16 protein-coding genes are annotated in these 17217 nt (G+C 31.2%); 7 read left to right on the forward strand and 9 right to left on the reverse strand.

Features of this window, described 5'->3' with window-relative positions; translation table 11 throughout:
- Positions 1–519: DUF4351 domain-containing protein (locus B5E75_RS14500; protein WP_087357002.1), on the forward strand; the 519-nt coding region annotated here is incomplete at its 5' end.
- A gap of 35 nt (positions 520–554) precedes the next feature.
- Here B5E75_RS14500 and B5E75_RS01325 read toward each other — a convergent pair.
- Genes B5E75_RS01325 through tgt form a run of 3 tightly spaced genes read right to left on the reverse strand, consistent with a single transcriptional unit; the run spans position 555 to position 3358 of the window.
- On the reverse strand, positions 555–1199 hold the full coding sequence (locus tag B5E75_RS01325; protein WP_087357003.1) for an epoxyqueuosine reductase QueH: 645 nt from the start codon (positions 1197–1199) through the stop codon (positions 555–557).
- A complete protein-coding gene (gene queA, locus B5E75_RS01330) occupies positions 1199–2224 on the reverse strand; it encodes a tRNA preQ1(34) S-adenosylmethionine ribosyltransferase-isomerase QueA (RefSeq protein ID WP_087357004.1) in 1026 nt (341 codons plus the stop codon). The genes B5E75_RS01325 and queA overlap by 1 nt, the downstream gene beginning before the upstream one ends.
- Positions 2225–3358 carry a tRNA guanosine(34) transglycosylase Tgt gene (gene tgt, locus B5E75_RS01335; RefSeq protein ID WP_087357005.1) on the reverse strand — a complete coding sequence of 378 codons (1134 nt, stop codon included), beginning with the start codon at positions 3356–3358 and terminating at the stop codon, positions 2225–2227.
- Positions 3359–3481: 123 nt separating this feature from the next.
- Between tgt and B5E75_RS01340 the strand changes: the two genes are divergently transcribed.
- Entirely contained in the window at positions 3482–3679 is a 198-nt protein-coding gene (locus B5E75_RS01340) for a DUF6199 family natural product biosynthesis protein (protein WP_087357006.1), read from the forward strand.
- Between the two features lie 280 nt (positions 3680–3959).
- Here the strand turns inward: B5E75_RS01340 and B5E75_RS01345 are convergent, their stop codons facing one another.
- A complete protein-coding gene (locus tag B5E75_RS01345) occupies positions 3960–4901 on the reverse strand; it encodes a TIGR03943 family putative permease subunit (RefSeq protein WP_087357007.1) in 942 nt (313 codons plus the stop codon).
- The gene (locus B5E75_RS01350) at positions 4901–6007 is read right to left on the reverse strand and encodes a CobW family GTP-binding protein (protein WP_087357008.1); all 1107 of its coding nucleotides are present in this window, start codon (positions 6005–6007) and stop codon (positions 4901–4903) included. The genes B5E75_RS01345 and B5E75_RS01350 overlap by 1 nt, the downstream gene beginning before the upstream one ends.
- Before the next feature lie 147 nt (positions 6008–6154).
- Between B5E75_RS01350 and B5E75_RS01355 the strand changes: the two genes are divergently transcribed.
- The 3 genes from B5E75_RS01355 to B5E75_RS01365 are packed head-to-tail and all read left to right on the forward strand — an operon-like array spanning position 6155 to position 10178.
- The gene (locus B5E75_RS01355; RefSeq protein WP_087357009.1) at positions 6155–6583 is read left to right on the forward strand and encodes a MarR family winged helix-turn-helix transcriptional regulator; all 429 of its coding nucleotides are present in this window, start codon (positions 6155–6157) and stop codon (positions 6581–6583) included.
- Positions 6584–6594: 11 nt separating this feature from the next.
- Positions 6595–8319, forward strand: coding sequence for an ABC transporter ATP-binding protein (locus tag B5E75_RS01360; RefSeq protein WP_087357010.1), 1725 nt, complete (start codon positions 6595–6597; stop codon positions 8317–8319).
- Positions 8319–10178, forward strand: coding sequence for an ABC transporter ATP-binding protein (locus tag B5E75_RS01365; RefSeq protein WP_087357011.1), 1860 nt, complete (start codon positions 8319–8321; stop codon positions 10176–10178). The genes B5E75_RS01360 and B5E75_RS01365 overlap by 1 nt, the downstream gene beginning before the upstream one ends.
- Positions 10179–10482: 304 nt before the next feature.
- Here B5E75_RS01365 and B5E75_RS01370 read toward each other — a convergent pair whose 3' ends face one another.
- The 4 genes from B5E75_RS01370 to B5E75_RS01385 form a co-directional block, all read right to left on the reverse strand.
- The gene (locus tag B5E75_RS01370) at positions 10483–11088 is read right to left on the reverse strand and encodes a hypothetical protein (protein ID WP_087357012.1); all 606 of its coding nucleotides are present in this window, start codon (positions 11086–11088) and stop codon (positions 10483–10485) included.
- Positions 11076–11588 carry a flavodoxin family protein gene (locus B5E75_RS01375; protein WP_087357013.1) on the reverse strand — a complete coding sequence of 171 codons (513 nt, stop codon included), beginning with the start codon at positions 11586–11588 and terminating at the stop codon, positions 11076–11078. The genes B5E75_RS01370 and B5E75_RS01375 overlap by 13 nt, the downstream gene beginning before the upstream one ends.
- 416 nt (positions 11589–12004) lie before the next feature.
- Positions 12005–13369, reverse strand: coding sequence for a leucyl aminopeptidase family protein (locus B5E75_RS01380; RefSeq protein ID WP_087357014.1), 1365 nt, complete (start codon positions 13367–13369; stop codon positions 12005–12007).
- Positions 13370–13381: 12 nt separating this feature from the next.
- Positions 13382–15046, reverse strand: a complete 1665-nt coding sequence (locus B5E75_RS01385) for a glycoside hydrolase family 13 protein (protein WP_087357015.1) — start codon at positions 15044–15046, stop codon at positions 13382–13384.
- A 93-nt stretch (positions 15047–15139) separates the two neighbouring features.
- On the opposite strand from B5E75_RS01385, the gene B5E75_RS01390 reads away from it, so the two are divergent.
- Entirely contained in the window at positions 15140–15937 is a 798-nt protein-coding gene (locus tag B5E75_RS01390; protein ID WP_087357016.1) for a PHP domain-containing protein, read from the forward strand.
- 195 nt (positions 15938–16132) lie between these two features.
- Positions 16133–17215, forward strand: coding sequence for a 3-phosphoserine/phosphohydroxythreonine transaminase (gene serC, locus B5E75_RS01395; protein ID WP_087357017.1), 1083 nt, complete (start codon positions 16133–16135; stop codon positions 17213–17215).
- Positions 17216–17217 lie beyond the last annotated feature (2 nt).

Raw genomic sequence — 17217 nt, forward strand, 5'->3', positions numbered from 1 at the left:
GGGAAATGGAATGCCGTGACATCATTGCTGGAAAGAGTCAAAGGACCAGAGGAAATCAAGAGAAAACAGAATGACTGGAAGATGAGGGTTGTAGACATGAAGGAGATGGATGAAAACCTACTGAAAAATGAAGACAATAAAAAGGTCATCAGTGGATTAAAGATAATATGGAGAAAAGATGAAGAAGGATTAAAGAAGATGATCATTACAAAAGCGGTAGCCAGAGTACTGGCAACATTGACAGGGAGAGAAGACATACTGAAAAAAATGAAAGGAGATGGAGGAACAGTGGAAATGTATTCATTCTGGAAAGATGCAGAGAAATCAGGTATGGAAAAAGGAAAACAACAAGGAAAGTTAAGTGTTGTATTGATTCAATTAAAAAAACTATTAGGCAAACTCACACCAGATTTAGAGATGAAGATAGTTAATAGTAAAGAAGAAACGCTTGATAGTATTATTATCCATATATTTGAAATACATAACGAAGAAGATGTATTAAAGTATATTTATAAATAGGAGAAGTATAAAATGAAATAGAGAAAAAAGAACTCTTAATCTATATGATTTTGAGCTCTTTTTTCTCTTTCTTGCATTTCTTCATAACTGAACATACAACCACAGTAGTTTTGGCGATACATTCCATATTCTTTTGTCATTTGTGTAGATTTTAAATAGCCATTATTCTTTTTGAAATCTGCATATAAAAAACGTGGAGAATCACACTGCCATTGATGACCAATTTCATTAATCCATTGACTATTTTTATGTGGAGAAACACTTAAAACTGTTGTCCAATAATCAAAATGATGTATTTTAGCATAGTCAAAGGTTCTACGCATTCTCAAACTATAACAAAGCTTACATCTCACACTTCCTTCAGGATATTCTTTTAAAGGATAGAGATGAGAAATCCATTCTGCATTGTTATAAGGGTCTTCAATGACTTTAATATCTTGTTGATAGTCTTGGTTAAATTTTTCTATAAAAGATAAAAGTTCATGAAAACGTCTTTGATATTCTTCTGGTGGATATATATTAGAATTAGAATAATAAATCGTAATCTGGAAATGTTCACTTAATTCTTTAATAACGTTACTTGAACATGGACCACAACAGACATGTAATAATAATGAAGGATGACAATTGCCTAATTTTTGAATTTCTTCCTGTAATTTTAAATCATAGTTTATTTTCATTATTGAATAAACATGCAATCACCAAATGAGAAGAAGCGATACTTTTCTTCCACAGCGTGATGATAAGCTTTCATAATAAACTCCTTATCAGCAAATGCACTGACAAGCATTACTAAAGTAGATTTAGGAAGATGGAAATTCGTAATCAAGGCATCAATCGCTTCAAACTGATATCCGGGATAGATAAAAATATCTGTACTTTCCTGTGTTACTTTAAACTGTCCGTATTTTTTATAATTCGCTTCTAAAGTTCTTGTTGAAGTTGTACCTACACTAATAATACGTTGACCATTTGCTTTAGCTGTATTTAATTTTTGTGCAGTTTCTTCATCAATCATATAAAATTCGCTATGCATGTGATGTTCTAAAACATCATCTACTTTGACAGGTCTAAATGTACCTAGTCCTACATGTAGTGTGACATCTAAGATTTCAACACCCTTTTCTTGAACCTTTTCAAGAATCTCATCAGTAAAATGTAAACCTGCTGTAGGGGCAGCAGCACTACCTTCAATTTTTGCATAAACTGTTTGATAACGACTAGAATCTTCTAATTTTTCTTTAATATATGGCGGTAAAGGCATCATACCTAAATGATCTAAGATTTCATAAAAGATACCATCATAAATCATCTCAAAATGACGAATCCCTTCTTCACCAATATAAATACATTTTGCTTTTAAAGAACCATCACCAAAAGTAATGATTGTACCCATTTTCACAATTCTGGCATTTCCTACTAAACATTCCCATACATTATTTCCTAAATCTTTCAATAATAGAACTTCAACATGACCATTTGTTTCCTCTTTTGTTCCATAAAGTCTGGCAGGAATGACTTTTGTATTGTTTCTAACCAAAATGTCACCAGCATGTAGATAATCTAAAATATCATAAAAATGTTTATCTTCAATGGTTCTTTCTTTTCTATTTAAAACCATTAAACGAGAAGTATCTCTTTTTTGTAGAGGAGTTTGTGCAATCAATTCTTCTGGTAAGTTATAATCAAATTCACTTAATTTCATTTAAAACGCCCTTTCATATACATCTCTACCATAACTATTTAAAAATTCTTCTTTAAAATCTAATAAACGATCTTCTTGAATGGCTTTTCTGATATCTTCACTTAATTGTAATAAAAATGCTACATTATGAATAGAAAGTAAACTCTTTCCAAATAATTCATCACATTTATGTAAATGTCTTAAATAAGCACGAGTATAATTTTGACATGTATAACAATGACACTTATCATCAATAGGTGTAAAATCATATTTATATTTTTCATTATTAATATTCATACGTCCATGATGTGTCATTAATGCACCATGTCTTGCGACTCTTGTTGGTAAAACACAGTCGAACATATCAATACCACGAATAGCACCTTCAATTAAATCAATAGGATTACCAACCCCCATTAAGTAACGTGGTTTATCGTCTGGTAACCATTTTACGGCATCAGCGATCATCTTATACATGACATCTTTAGGTTCACCAACACTTGTTCCCCCAATAGAATAACCAGGAAAATCCATTTTTACCAATTCTTTAGCACTTAACTCTCGTAAATCTTCAAATTCTCCACCTTGAACAATACCAAATAAAGCTTGGTCTTTACGCTTATGAGCATCTTTACCACGTTTTGCCCAACGCAGAGTTCTTTCCACACTTTTTTTCATATATTCATGTGTAGAAGGATATGGAGCACATTCATCAAAGCTCATGATAATATCAGCACCTAAATCATTTTGAATTTGAATAGATTTTTCAGGAGATAAAAATAACTTTTTCCCATCAACAATACTTTTAAATGTGACCCCTTCTTCTTCAATCTTTCTTGTCTTTCCTAAAGAGAAGACTTGAAAACCACCACTATCAGTTAAAATAGGACCATCATAATTCATAAACTTATGTAATCCTCCAGCCATTTTCACTACATCTTCACCAGGTCTTAACCATAAATGATAAGTGTTTGCTAAAATGACTTGAGAATGCATCTCTTTTAATTGCTCTGGAGAAATACCTTTCACTGTCGCAAGTGTACCAACGGGCATAAACATAGGTGTTTCAACATCACCATGAGGTGTATGTAAAATACCATATCTTGCACCTGATTGTTTACACACATGTTTTAATTCATACCAAAAACCTTCCATTTTTTCACCTCTTTTTAGCATAAACATTATACATGAAAGGGAGCATAAGTTCAAATTTTATTGATTGAAATTCTATGCAAAAGAAAAGAGTATGTTAAAATAAAGATAAAGGATGTGGTTACGATGAAATATATTTGGATTGTGTTATTGTTATTACTGGGAATAACAATGGTAGTAAAACCAGATTTGTTGTGGAAAATAGAACATTTCTGGGATGTAAAAAATGGAGAACCTTCAGAGTTGTATATCGCTTTGATGCGTGTTATGGGAACATTTTGTATTATAGGCTCTATCATATTTTTCATTGCTCTTTTTATTTAAAGTCCTTCAATCAGAGTTTATGATTATAGTAGTACTCAATCGTTTATATATCAATATAATATGACTAAATCTAGATTTAGTATAAAGAACTCAAGAGATATTCATATAGAAGATAGTGTTTATCAATACTTTGTAGAACCAAATTCGTAATGTTTTAGTAGGAATGATAATAAGTCTTTTGATATAAATGTTATGGTTAAAGTTATATTAAAAATAACAGTCATGATAAGGTTAATTGTCATGGTCAAAGATATAAATAAAAAAGAGGATTTGGAATCCTCTAATCAAAAGTGACATATTCGTTTTTGAGTGGTGGAATGACTTTTAAGTCATCCACTTTTAATAAACAGAAATTTCCGTTAATATCTGAATCATATTGAACATCAATTGTTCCAGTGACTTCAACCCATTCATTAGGAATCAGTTGTTTAGCAGCAGGATGTTCACAGACCATACCAATTAAAGACGTATCTTCTTCACAACAAACCATAGCTAAACGTCCTAATACAAATCCATCTTCAAGCTGTTTATCTCTGCCAATAAATTTACCTCTTAATGTGACTTTCTTTTGATTGTATTTGTCTGGATGATCTAAAGCATCCATACAAAATATACCAAAATCATGATCTAATACATGGATTTCATCTTGAGATATATCAAATGGTAATTCATCATCTTCTAAAGTATTCACAGTTCCATCTTCTTTTTCATAAATAATCTGGCATGTAGAATTGATGGCTTTAATGTTATTTCTTAAAAAAGATTTTTTCATAGATGCATCAATACGATTGAAGATAAGTAAATCACTGTATTTAACATGTTGATAAAGTAAAGAACGCATATTTTGAATATATAAAGCAAAAGTTTTAGCATTGATGGTTGTTAAAACTTGGACAACTTCCCAATCATCAGGTTTTTCACATTCAACAATATTATCAACATTATACATTCCATTGACTTCCATTAAAACTTGGGTTGGATGATATTTGTTTTCAAGTTCCTGTAAAAATTCTTTATTAAATTCATCTTCTTTATGAATATAAACAATATCACAATTGAACGATTCAATTTCTTCTTGTGAGTATTCTTTTTCACCTTGTTCACTGACAATTAAAACAGTTTTCTCATTTTGACAAAAATCAGTTGTTGTAATGGTATCATTAATAAAAGATGATTTTCCGCTATCTAAAAATCCTGTAAATAAATAGATTCTTGTATTCATTATTCTACTCCAAATAATTCATAAATTTTGTCTTCTAATAAATCTTTACCGATAACACAGATACGACCAGTGTAATCAGCGCTACCAAAACGAATTTCATATTCTCCAGGCACTAAATCAAAGTGTAGCCATTTCTTATCTGGTGTAGGTAAAATACCTTTTGCACGCAAGATATCTCCATATTCATGAGATGAAGATAAAATCTGAAGAATTTGATCTAACTGTTCCTGTGTATAAGTGTGAACAGTTTCTTTTCCTAAACTTGTAAAGACTTCATCTGCGTGATGGTGGTGATGATGACCACATCCACATTCATGGTCATGATGATGTCCATGATGACATTCTTCATTTTCGTGATGATGGTGACAACATTCATGATGTTCATCATGATGATGATAATGTTCGCCATGTCCATGATGATGTTCGTGATGGTGGCAGTGTTCACCGTGTTCATGATGGTGGCCACATTCTGGACAAATATCTGCTTCTTTCATTAATATATCCTGTAAAGAATTTTGATTTTCCATTGTCTGTAAAATAACTTGTCCATCTAACTCATCCCAAGCTGTAGTGATAATCGAAGCAGTTGTATTCATTGATTTAATAATATCAATAGCTTCTTGAACTTTATCCATAGAAACATCTTGAGTACGACTTAAAATGATTGTAGAAGCATATTCGATTTGATTATTAAAGAATTCTCCAAAATTCAATGAATATGTTTTACATTTTTTAACATCAATAACTGTCACAAAACTATTTAACTGAAGTTCATCACTATGAACATTTTCAACAGCTTTAATCACATCAGAAAGTTTTCCTACACCGGAAGGTTCAATAATAATACGATCAGGATGATACTTAGCTACGACTTGTTTTAAAGCTTCGCTAAAATCACCCACTAATGAACAACAAATGCATCCAGAGTTCATTTCTGTAATCTCAATTCCAGCTTCTTTTAAGAAGCTTCCATCTATACCAATCTCACCAAATTCATTTTCAATTAAAACAACTTTTTCATGACCTAAACAATCCTGAATAAGTTTTTTGATTAATGTTGTCTTTCCAGCTCCGAGAAAGCCAGAAATAATATCTACTTTACTCATTTATTCGACCTTCTTTCTTTTTGTATTATAGCACTCGTATTTTTAACAAGCAAATGAAATAACATACAATTCTCTTGATAAAAAGATGGAATAAGACTATAATTGTTAGTGTACTAATAATTAGCATACTAATGAAAGGAGGAAATCATGAAAACACCTTTTTATATGTTGGTTTTTAAAGCTTTTCATGCCCAAAGGCAAAAGAATCGAATGAATATGAATGCTTTTCGTTTATCACCCGGTCAACCAAAAGTACTACGATATATTCAAAATCATAAAGATTGTAAGTTAAAAGATATTGCAAAAGAATGTGATGTTGAAAGTGCTACAGTGAGTAAGATTCTTGATAACTTGGAAGAAAAGGGTATGATTACAAAAGCTATTAATCCTCAAAATAAACGTGCTTATCAACTGAATTTAACAGTTGAAGGACAAAAGGCTTTAGAAAAGTGGGATGAACATTGTTTAGAAATAGAACAGATTTCTTTAAAAGGATTTAGTGAAAAGGAGAAACAGCAGTTTCAAGACTATTTATCTCGTATGTATACGAATTTAACAGGAAAAGAGATTTTATAGGAGGGGAAAATATGATCAAACGTTTATGGCCATATGCAAAAAAATATCAACGTTATTTTTTACTGGCATGTGCCTGTATTATTGGAGAAACAGTTTTTGAACTTGTGATACCTGTATTGATGGCTAATATTATTGATGTAGGTGTAGCCAATAAAGATACAAATTATATTGTCATACAAGGCATACTGATGGTTGTTTGTGCCTGTATTGCTTATGTTTTAGGAGTCTTATATGCTCGTTTTGCAGCTACGGCAGGACAAGGATTTGGAGCCGAATTGAGAAAAGATGAATTTGAAAAAGTTCAGAATTTTTCTTTTGCGAATACTGATCATTTTTCAACGTCGTCTTTAATTACCCGTTTAACAAGTGATGTTATTATTATTCAAAATGCGATATGTAATGGAATTAGACCATTAGTCAGAGCACCCTTTATGCTTTTGTTGGCATTATTTTTTACTTTTACTATTAATGCAAAATTAGCTCTTATATTTTTGGTTTCTACACCTATATTGGGGATTGGATTATTTGTCATCGTAAGAAAAGTTGGACCACTGTTTAAGTTTATGCAATCAAGTATGGATAATATTAATACAGTTGTCCAGGAAAATTTAAATGCTATTCGTGTTGTTAAATCTTATGTCAGAGAAGGGTATGAATCTGAAAAATTTGAAGGCATGAATGAAAATTTAAGAGAAAATAGTGAAAAAGCCTTTCGTACTTCAGTATGGAATATGCCATTATTCCAATATGTGATGTATTTAACGATTGTTTCTATTTTATTTTTTGGTGGACAGATGATTTTAGCTGGAACGATGAAAGTTGGAGAATTGACTGGTTTTTTAAGCTATGTCATGCAGATATTAAATGCATTGATGATGATTTCTAATGTCTTTTTAATGTTGACAAGATCCATTGCCAGTTGTGAACGTATTATTGAAGTGCTTGATGAAGTACCAGATATATACGATCCACAAAATACATCAGAAATTGTCGAAAATGGTACGATTGATTTTCACCATGTTTATTTTAAATATAAATCAACAGCTAAAGAATATGTCTTAACAGATATTGATTTACACATACCTGCAGGATCAACGATTGGTATTTTGGGAGGAACGGGTTCAGCGAAAACGAGCTTAGTACAGTTGATACCTAGACTTTATGATGTTAGTGAAGGAGAAGTCTTGGTTGATGGACGTAATGTGAAAAATTATTCTGTAGAACATTTAAGAGATAGTGTAGGAATGGTTTTACAAAAGAATACTTTGTTTAGTGGAACGATTAAAGAAAACTTGCTTTGGGGTAATAAAAATGCAAGTGATGAAGACATTGAATGGGCTTGTCACATTGCTTGTGTGGATGAATTTATAAAAAATTTCCCAGAAGGTTATCAAACTGATATGGGACAAGGTGGAGTCAATGTTTCAGGTGGTCAAAAACAAAGATTATGTATTGCCAGAGCATTATTAAAAAAACCAAAAGTTTTGATTTTAGATAATTCTACAAGTGCAGTAGATACGGCCACAGAAGCCAGTATTCGAGAAGGGTTGGCATCTTTAAAAGATACAACAAAAATCATTATTGCTCAACGTGTTTCCAGTGTTCAACATGCTGATCAGATTGTGATATTAGATGATGGGCATATTCATGCGATAGGAACGCATGATGAATTACTGTCACAAGATAAGATTTATCAAGATATTTATTATTCTCAAATGGAAGGAGCTGGTTTATAATGGCAAGACAAATTACAAATGCAAAACCTCAAGATATGATGAAAACATTAAGCTCCTTTAAAAAGTATATTGGATATCATAAATATGCTTTAAGCAGTGTAGCTGTTTTAGTTATTATTAGTACAGGAATTAATCTTTGGGGAACATTTCAAATTCGTACGGTCATTAATCAATATTTAATGCCGGGAGATTATCAGGGATTGGTCCGTTTTATTATTTTTATGATTGTTGTATATATGATTGGGGCAACTTCAACAGCTATCTATAAACAATTGATGGTGCATACATCTCAAAAGATTGTTAAAGAAATGCGACAAGATTTATTTGATAAAACACAAAAATTACCTATTCAATATTTTGATAGTCATACACATGGGGAAGTGATGAGTCATTTTACAAATGACCTTGATACAGTTCAAGATGCTTTAAATAACTGTTTTGATAATTTAATTCAAAGTTTTATTATGATTGTAGGAACATTGATTTTAATTTTTGTATTAAGTTGGCAATTATCATTAATTGTTTTTGCCTGTATGTTGATTATGTATTTTATGATTCAATATTTAACAAAAAGAAGTAAACATTATTTCTCTAAACAACAGGCGGCATTAGGTGATTTGAATGGTTTTATTGAAGAAATGGTTGATGGTGTTAAGGTTGTAAAAGTGTTTAACCATGAACAGGCTAATATTGAAGAATTTAATCGTCGTAATCGTATTTTACAGGAGGCTGCGACTAATGCGTTGACTTATTCAGGAAGAACAATTCCTACAGTTGTTAGTATTTCCTATTTTAATTACGCTATTGTTGCTTGTATTGGTGGATTTTTAACAATCTCTGGTTTTATGGATTTAGGAAGTTTATCTTCTTATCTGGTTTTTGTCAGACAAACAGCACAACCTGTTAATCAGTTTACACAACAGTTGAATTTTATTTTAGCAGCTATGGCAGGGGCTGAAAGAATATTTGATATGATGTCAGAAAAACCAGAAATTGATGATGGTCAAGTTACATTAACAAGAGTGCGTAAACATAAAGATGGCCATTTAAGTGAATGTCAGGAACATACAGGATATTGGGCATGGCGTCATCCTAGACCAGATGGAAGTATTGAGCTTGTCGAATTAAAGGGTGATGTGCGTTTCCATGATGTGGTGTTTGGCTATGAAGAAAATGTTCCAATCTTGAAAAATATTAATTTGTTTGCGAAACCGGGACAAAAAATTGCATTTGTTGGAAGTACAGGTGCAGGAAAAACAACGATTACAAATCTGATTAATCGTTTCTATGATATTTCTAGTGGAAGTATTACTTATGATGGTATTGATGTGAAGCTCATTAAAAAAGATGATTTAAGACATTCTATTTCTATTGTTTTACAAGATACACATTTATTTACTGGAACGATTGCTGATAATATTCGTTATGGAAAACTGGATGCGACAATGGATGAGGTGATTGAAGCAGCTAAATTAGCGAATGCTCATAGCTTTATTAAACGTTTGCCTAATGGCTATGATACAATGTTGAGTGGGGATGGAGCAAATCTATCACAGGGACAACGTCAGTTATTGGCCATTGCCAGAGCAGCAATTGCTGATCCACCTGTTTTGATATTAGATGAAGCAACAAGTTCGATTGATACCCGTACTGAAAAATTAATTGAAAAAGGCATGGATCGTTTAATGGAAAATCGTACAGTTTTTGTGATCGCTCATAGATTATCAACAGTTAGAAATTCTAACGCTATTATGGTATTAGATCATGGTGAAATTATTGAACGTGGTAGTCATGATGAACTGATTGCACAAAAAGGACGTTATTATCAGTTATATACGGGACAATTTGAATTAGACTAAAAATGGGCTGTAACAAAATAATTTTTTAAAGAGTTGATTTTGTTTCAGCTCTTTTTAATGTCTATGTTATTGAATGATATCAGAATTCTATTAGTCCTCGTTTCATAAACCGGGTGTATTTCATATTTTCTCGTGCTTAGCAATATATTTTCTATACTATTGTGAACCATGAATATACAATAATGATATGGAATTAATCAATTTCATTGTTATAAGTGTTAATTTGATTATTAGAGTTGTTTGTATTGAAGATAGAGAACTTAAAAAAGGTACTTAATTATACCTTTTTAGTCTAAAATAGTATCTAGTTTTCAATATCCATTATTGACATTTGCTCTTTTGTAATACCATTCTTTTTTCCATAATTTTCCCAATATTTTGTAGATGCTTTTACAAAAACTTTTTTTGGCAAAGGCATTGTTACTTTCAAGGATACATTTTTTTCTTTTGTGATTGCTAAAGAAAATTTTTTAATCTTCCATTCAACTAATTTTTGGAAAGGTGTTGTTAATATAGCTTCACCACTACCAATACGTAAAACTGATCCAAATGAATATCCTTGACTTTGACAGAAGAATTGTATCATCTTTACAGCAATATCATTTTGATTTGGCTCTATAAATCCACAATTTATCATGATGCAAAATTTAGGCTTTTGACTTGGAGAATTTATCTCCAATGTTTTTAGGAAATTTAATAGTGTTACGGGTATACTATCTGCATAAAGTGGGAAAACAAGTAAAACATGCGTAAAATCATTCATCTTTTTACAAAGTTCTAAGTGATTATTCTTTGTGATTGTAAAATATTCAGTTGGCATTGGACTCTTTGCTTGAAATATTTTTGCATATTTTTGCGAATTAGATCTTGGAGCACGAGGACTTCCGTTAATAATCATTATTTTTCCCATGATGATATCACGTCCCTTACAGTTTGTTCAAGTTCATTTTCCTTTACAAAAATAATTTGATAGCTTTCAAAACACATGTTTTTAGCATTTCTTTTAATAAGTTGTTTAAAAATATTTTTTTCTTCATCCGATATATTACCATAGCCAATAATAACGGCATGTTTCAAGGCAACGTTTCTTTGTACATGATGTGTTTCTCCGTGCAATAAGCGAATAAATGCCTGTTGTACGGGGATAGATCTTTCTAACATTGTTTTCATGATGGTATCATAACCACCATATTTAATTTTACTTACATAAATGATTTTATCACTATATGCAATTTTAGGATAAACTTTAATAGCATCATCACGTATAATACATTTTCCAGGTGTTTTTACCCAGCAACTAAAACAGCCGACACAATTTGTAATGTTTAATTCTGAAAGGTCAATCAAATTATAGGTTGATTCATCTTCTGTAGATAAATCTATTCTTCGATCACTTAGAATAAGGTGCATATTTTTCTCCTCTCATTATATTATCCATTCATGCTTTATGCTCTTTTGGTTATAGTCTACCATAACGCTTGATAATTGTAAAATTATATACTTTTTATCATTTGAGAAGAAAAAGCTAACGAAATAATTGTTTTTAAAGGGTTGATTTCATCCCATTTTTTTCTGCTTTTGTACGCAATGTTTTTACATAGCTATATCTTTTAAATTGAAAAACCATTTTCACTTTTCTTTTTTCAAAAAGAACACCTTTTAAAAGAAAAAATCTTATCATTGAGATTGATTATTTTCAAATCTAATCATAAATATAATTGAAATAAATTACCATAATTTAATTGTATCAAAAAAGACAAGATATATCAGCATGATACTAGCAGTATTGTCTTTTTTATAATGTGTTATTTCTTACAGCTTTTTTACTACTCTAAAAATACTGCGATACTTCTAACCATGACTCCGGTTGCTCCAATATTTGGTTTTTTTGCAGTAGAAGCAATATCCAAATGAATCCACTGTATGTCTTTTTCAACAAATGCTTCTAAAAAGTTAGCCGCAACACTGGCATCACCACCAAGTGTCATTGAACAATTTGTCATATCAGCACTATTTGATTTTAATTTATCAAAATATTCTTGATCTAATGGTAATCGCCATCCTTTTTCATCTGCTGCTTTCATAGCTTCTTCAAATTTATGATAATAGTCATCGTCATTACTGAAAACAGCTGTGTAGACATCGCCTAAAGCTGGACCGGTCAATGTTCCTAAATCAATGATGGCTTGAACACCAAGTTGTTTAGCATAAGTCATCGCATCGCAAAGAACTAATCTTCCTTCGGCATCGGTAGTCGTGATTTCTACTGTTTTTCCAGATAATGTTGTGATGACATCCTGTGGTTTATATGCCTTTCCACTAACAAGATTCTCAGTGACTGGTACGATTCCATACACATTTGTCTTCGCTTGACTTCTTGCCAGTATCTGCATAACTCCTAGCACATCTGCTCCTCCACACATGTCATATTTCATTCCATAGCTATTTCCTTTAAGATTGTATCCTCCTGAGTCAAATGTCAGCCCTTTTCCTATCACTGCCTTATATGCATTGTCACCATCTCCATTATGCTTAAGAACAATCATATATGCAGGAATATCACTTCCCTGATTGACTGATAGGATTCCTCCTGCTTTCATATCTTCTAGCTGTGCCTTATCAAGAATGGTACATTCCATACCATAATCTTTAGCCAACTGAATGGATTCCTTGACCATTTCATCTGGTGTCATTAGATTAGATGGTGTATCAGCCAGTCTTCTGGCATAGTTGATACCTTCGCCATAGATGCTAGCTTCATTGATTTCATCTTGAACATCTACTGATGCAAGAACATCCATATTCATGATAGGTTTCGCATCATGTCCGATCTTTCTTTCTTCATATTGAGCTAAGATATGTGATTCTAACCAGGCTCTTACCAATATTGATTGATTATCTAAATGATTCACAACAAGCTGTACAGATTGCTTGATATCTTTGGATACAGTAGTAGCTATCTTTCTTAGCTTGTCTGTTGTGATTTCATTTTGTTTTCCCAGACCTACAAAGAGAATATAAGAGAAAGGATATTTTCCAAAAGTATGAATCTGAGTGATTTTAGAAAAGTCCTTATCAATATCTTGAGTGATATCATATCCTAGTGTATCAATGATATCTTGGCATACAGATTGTTCTTGATATATAGGATAAATCATAACGTTATTGTTGAATTGTTTAATTTGTTGCATGTTGTAACCCTCTTATAAAAGTATAATCATAGATTGATATGGAGAAAGTTGAATTTGATGATCATAAATATGAATGTCATCATTGGATAAAAGAACCTTTGAGTAGTGTTCTAGAGGGAATGATGTTGTTTTATTTTGTAGATTTTGAATACATAAGATTTGATTTTGTTTATCTTGTCTTATATAAGCAATGACATATTCTTCACTATCTAATGGAGTAAAATCACCATAAACAAAAGTCTGATGATATAAAGGATTTTGTCTTAACGCAATCATCTGTTTATAATAAGATAAGACAGAATCAGAATCATTGATTTCTCCAGCAACATTGATTTCCTTATAATATTCATTATTAGCCAACCAAGGTTTTGTATCACTGAATCCAGCATAACGTTGATTGTTCCAGCTCATAGGTGAACGTGTATTATCACGGCTACGACGATTGACAAAGTCTAAAGCTTCTTCTTCGCTATAACCTTCCTGTAAAGCTCTACGATATTGAGCATGTGAATTAAGATCATCAAAATCATTGATAGAAAGTCTATGATTGTTGATGGTTCCAATTTCTTCGCCTTGATAGATAAAAGGTGTTCCCTTTAAAAACATAAATAATTGACCTAATGCTTTTGCAACTTTAGGAGTACGTTCTTGAGGATTACGAATGAGTCTATTTAAACTTCTTTGCATATCATGATTTTCTAAAAAGACACCACACCATCCTGTTTTAAAGATTTCTTTTTGACTTAAAAATAACTTATCTTTATATTCCTGCATTGTCCAATTTTGAAGTGGGAACCATTCTTCATGTTCAGTAATATCAATATGCGAATAATTAAAATCAAACATCATTGAAAAACAACCTTTTTCACCAATAAAAATATCTAATTGATGATAAGGAACACCAACAGCTTCAGCAACAGTCATACATTGATGAACATCAAATGTTTTTTCTCTTAATTCTTTAAAGAAGACTTCAATTCCGGGTTGATTTCTTGCAAATTCAAAACATGAAGATAAACCATCAGCACCATCTACTGGACCATCTTGCCAACTTTGATCCTTTTTTATAAAGTTAATAGCGTCAACTCTAAAACCAGCAATCCCTTTATCTAACCACCAGTTAATCATACGATAAATATCTTCACGCATTTGAGGATTTTCCCAATTCAAATCAGGTTGTTTTTTAGAAAAAGAATGAAAATAATACATATTGTCTTCGTGAGGGACTTTTTCCCAAACAGAACCACTAAAAACAGAACGCCAGTTTGTTGGGGGTTGATCATTTTTTCCTTCTTTAAAAATATAATAGTTTCGATAAGGACTATCAGGATTTTTCAATGCTTCTTGAAACCATGCATGTTCATCAGAAGTATGATTAATCACTAAATCCATAATAATTTTGATATGTCTTTCTTTCGCTTTTTGGATGAGTTCATCAATATCCTCCATTGTTCCAAAATCTGGATGAATCTGATAATAATCAGAAATATCATAACCATTATCATCCATTGGAGATTGATAAACAGGACAAATCCAAAGCATTGTCACACCTAAATCTTCTAAATAATCTAATTTTTCAATAATTCCTTGAATATCACCTATCCCATCATGATTACTATCTTTAAAACTCTTTGGATAGATTTGATAAACAATTTCTTCTTTCCACCATTCTTGCATTATAATCACCTCTACTCAAATTATAACATGAACATCTCTATCATTTTACATTTTTTCATGTTTTTCATATAATAAGAAAAAGGAGTTGAGAATATGTTATATAGAGATGGACATATGCACTTAGAAAATGGACCACTAACAAAAGAATATGTTTTACAGTTTGTAGAAGCTGCTCATCAAAAAGGATTGGATGAAATCCAGATATTAGATCATACTCATCGCTTTATTGAATTTGAGCCTATTTATGAAGATTTAAAAGTATATGATGTTCAAAAAACATGGTTAGAAAATAAAACCATGAAATTTAAAGACCAATTAAGTGATTATATTGATTTAATGAAAGATATTCAAAAAATGGATTTACCTGTCAAAGTTAAATATGGATTAGAAGTCTGTTATGTTCCTCAATATAAACAAAAGATTAAAGAAATCATCGATTCATATTCATTTGATTTTCTTGTTGGAGCAATTCATTCTATTGATGGTATTTTATATGATATGAGTTTTTCAAAAGAATTATTATGGAATCGTTATGATGTTGATGATATTTATCATAGATATTATGAGTTAGTCTTTCAGTTAATAGAATCTGATTTATTTACACAATTAGCCCATCCCGATACAATTAAACTGTTTCAGATTTATCCAACATATGATTTAAAACCAACCTATCGAAAAATGGCAACTCTTTTAAAACAACATCATATGAAAGCAGAAAATAATGTTGGTTGTTATTATCGTTATGGACATCCTGATTTAGGGTTGTCTGATGAACTTCTTCGTATTTTGAAAGAATATCAAGTAGAGATGATTTATGCTTCGGATGCTCATCAACCAGAAGATGTAGGTCATTCTATTAAAGAAGCAATGCTAAGACTGAATGAAGATTAAGGAACTATGATTCTTAATCTTTTTTATTCTTTTTTGAAAATAGGTGAATATATTATAAAGGTGATGAAAGATGGTTGATATTGTATACAATATATGATTGTTTTATTACAAATTATGAAAAATTATAAAATTAATTGATAAATTTGTATAAATCATATATAATATCATCATATTTTGTAAAAGGAGGATGTCGTTATGACAAAAAGAGTTTATAACTTTTCAGCAGGTCCATCAACATTACCTGTATCAGTATTAGAGAATATTGCTTCACAAATGTTAAACTATCACGATAGTGGTATGAGCGTTATGGAAATGAGTCATCGATCATCATCCTATCTTGAAATCTTTAATGAAACAAAAGCTATGTTAAAGAAAGTTATGAATATACCGGATGATTATCAGATATTATTTATTCAAGGTGGGGCAACACAACAGTTTTCAACCATTCCTTTGAATTTGATGAAAAATGGAAAAGCAGATTATATTGTGACAGGTTCTTTTTCAAAGAAAGCAGCTCAAGAAGCACAGAAGTTTGGAGATGTGCATATTGCTTATGATGGTAGTGACCAAGATTTTAAACATATTCCAACACAGGATGAATTAAATATAAGAGAAGATGCATCATATGTTCATTTGTGTTCTAATAATACAATTTATGGAACTGAGTGGAAATATGTTCCTGATACACATGGGATTCCTATTGTGGCTGATATGTCTTCAAATATTTTATCAAAGCCTATCAATGTGAGTGATTATGGTATGATTTATGCTGGAGCACAAAAGAATATGGGTATTGCTGGTTTAGGTGTAGTGATTGTTAGAGAAGATTTGATACAAGAACATCAAGAAAAAATACCAGTATTAATAGAATATGATACATTATCTAAAAATGATTCTATGTATAATACGCCACCAACATTTTCTATTTATGTACTAGGAGAAGTTTTAAAATGGATTGATTCTTTAGGTGGTTTAGAAGTTATGCAAAAGAGAAATGAAGAAAAAGCAAAACTTCTTTATGACTATTTAGACCAAAGTGATTTCTATAAGGCACATAGTTATCCAGAGAACCGTTCTATGATGAATGTCACATTTACTTGTCCAAGTCAAGAATTAGATGCCAAGTTTGTCAAGGAATCTGTTGAAGCAGGAATGACAAATTTAAAAGGTCATCGTTCTGTAGGTGGTATTCGTGCTTCTATATATAATGCTATGGAAAAAGAAGGCGTAGAAACATTGGTTGCTTTTATGAAAAAATTTGAAGAAGAAAATAGGTGAGA

The sequence above is a fragment of the Massiliimicrobium timonense genome (genome assembly GCF_002160865.1).
Classification (GTDB): Bacteria; Bacillota_I; Bacilli_A; order Erysipelotrichales; family Coprobacillaceae; genus Allocoprobacillus.

Bases quoted from the DNA above. Each gene is read 5' to 3' on its own strand.
- B5E75_RS01350 (WP_087357008.1), bottom strand. From the start codon at position 6,007: ATGAGTAAAGTAGATATTATTTCTGGCTTTCTCGGAGCTGGAAAGACA.
- B5E75_RS01345 (WP_087357007.1), bottom strand. From the start codon at position 4,901: ATGAATACAAGAATCTATTTATTTACAGGATTTTTAGATAGCGGAAAA.
- B5E75_RS01360 (WP_087357010.1), top strand. From the start codon at position 6,595: ATGATCAAACGTTTATGGCCATATGCAAAAAAATATCAACGTTATTTT.
- B5E75_RS01365 (WP_087357011.1), top strand. From the start codon at position 8,319: ATGGCAAGACAAATTACAAATGCAAAACCTCAAGATATGATGAAAACA.
- B5E75_RS01340 (WP_087357006.1), top strand. From the start codon at position 3,482: ATGAAATATATTTGGATTGTGTTATTGTTATTACTGGGAATAACAATG.
- B5E75_RS01355 (WP_087357009.1), top strand. From the start codon at position 6,155: ATGAAAACACCTTTTTATATGTTGGTTTTTAAAGCTTTTCATGCCCAA.
- B5E75_RS01380 (WP_087357014.1), bottom strand. From the start codon at position 13,369: ATGCAACAAATTAAACAATTCAACAATAACGTTATGATTTATCCTATA.
- B5E75_RS01390 (WP_087357016.1), top strand. From the start codon at position 15,140: ATGTTATATAGAGATGGACATATGCACTTAGAAAATGGACCACTAACA.
- B5E75_RS01375 (WP_087357013.1), bottom strand. From the start codon at position 11,588: ATGCACCTTATTCTAAGTGATCGAAGAATAGATTTATCTACAGAAGAT.
- queA (WP_087357004.1), bottom strand. From the start codon at position 2,224: ATGAAATTAAGTGAATTTGATTATAACTTACCAGAAGAATTGATTGCA.
- serC (WP_087357017.1), top strand. From the start codon at position 16,133: ATGACAAAAAGAGTTTATAACTTTTCAGCAGGTCCATCAACATTACCT.
- B5E75_RS01325 (WP_087357003.1), bottom strand. From the start codon at position 1,199: ATGAAAATAAACTATGATTTAAAATTACAGGAAGAAATTCAAAAATTA.
- B5E75_RS01370 (WP_087357012.1), bottom strand. From the start codon at position 11,088: ATGGGAAAAATAATGATTATTAACGGAAGTCCTCGTGCTCCAAGATCT.
- tgt (WP_087357005.1), bottom strand. From the start codon at position 3,358: ATGGAAGGTTTTTGGTATGAATTAAAACATGTGTGTAAACAATCAGGT.
- B5E75_RS01385 (WP_087357015.1), bottom strand. From the start codon at position 15,046: ATGCAAGAATGGTGGAAAGAAGAAATTGTTTATCAAATCTATCCAAAG.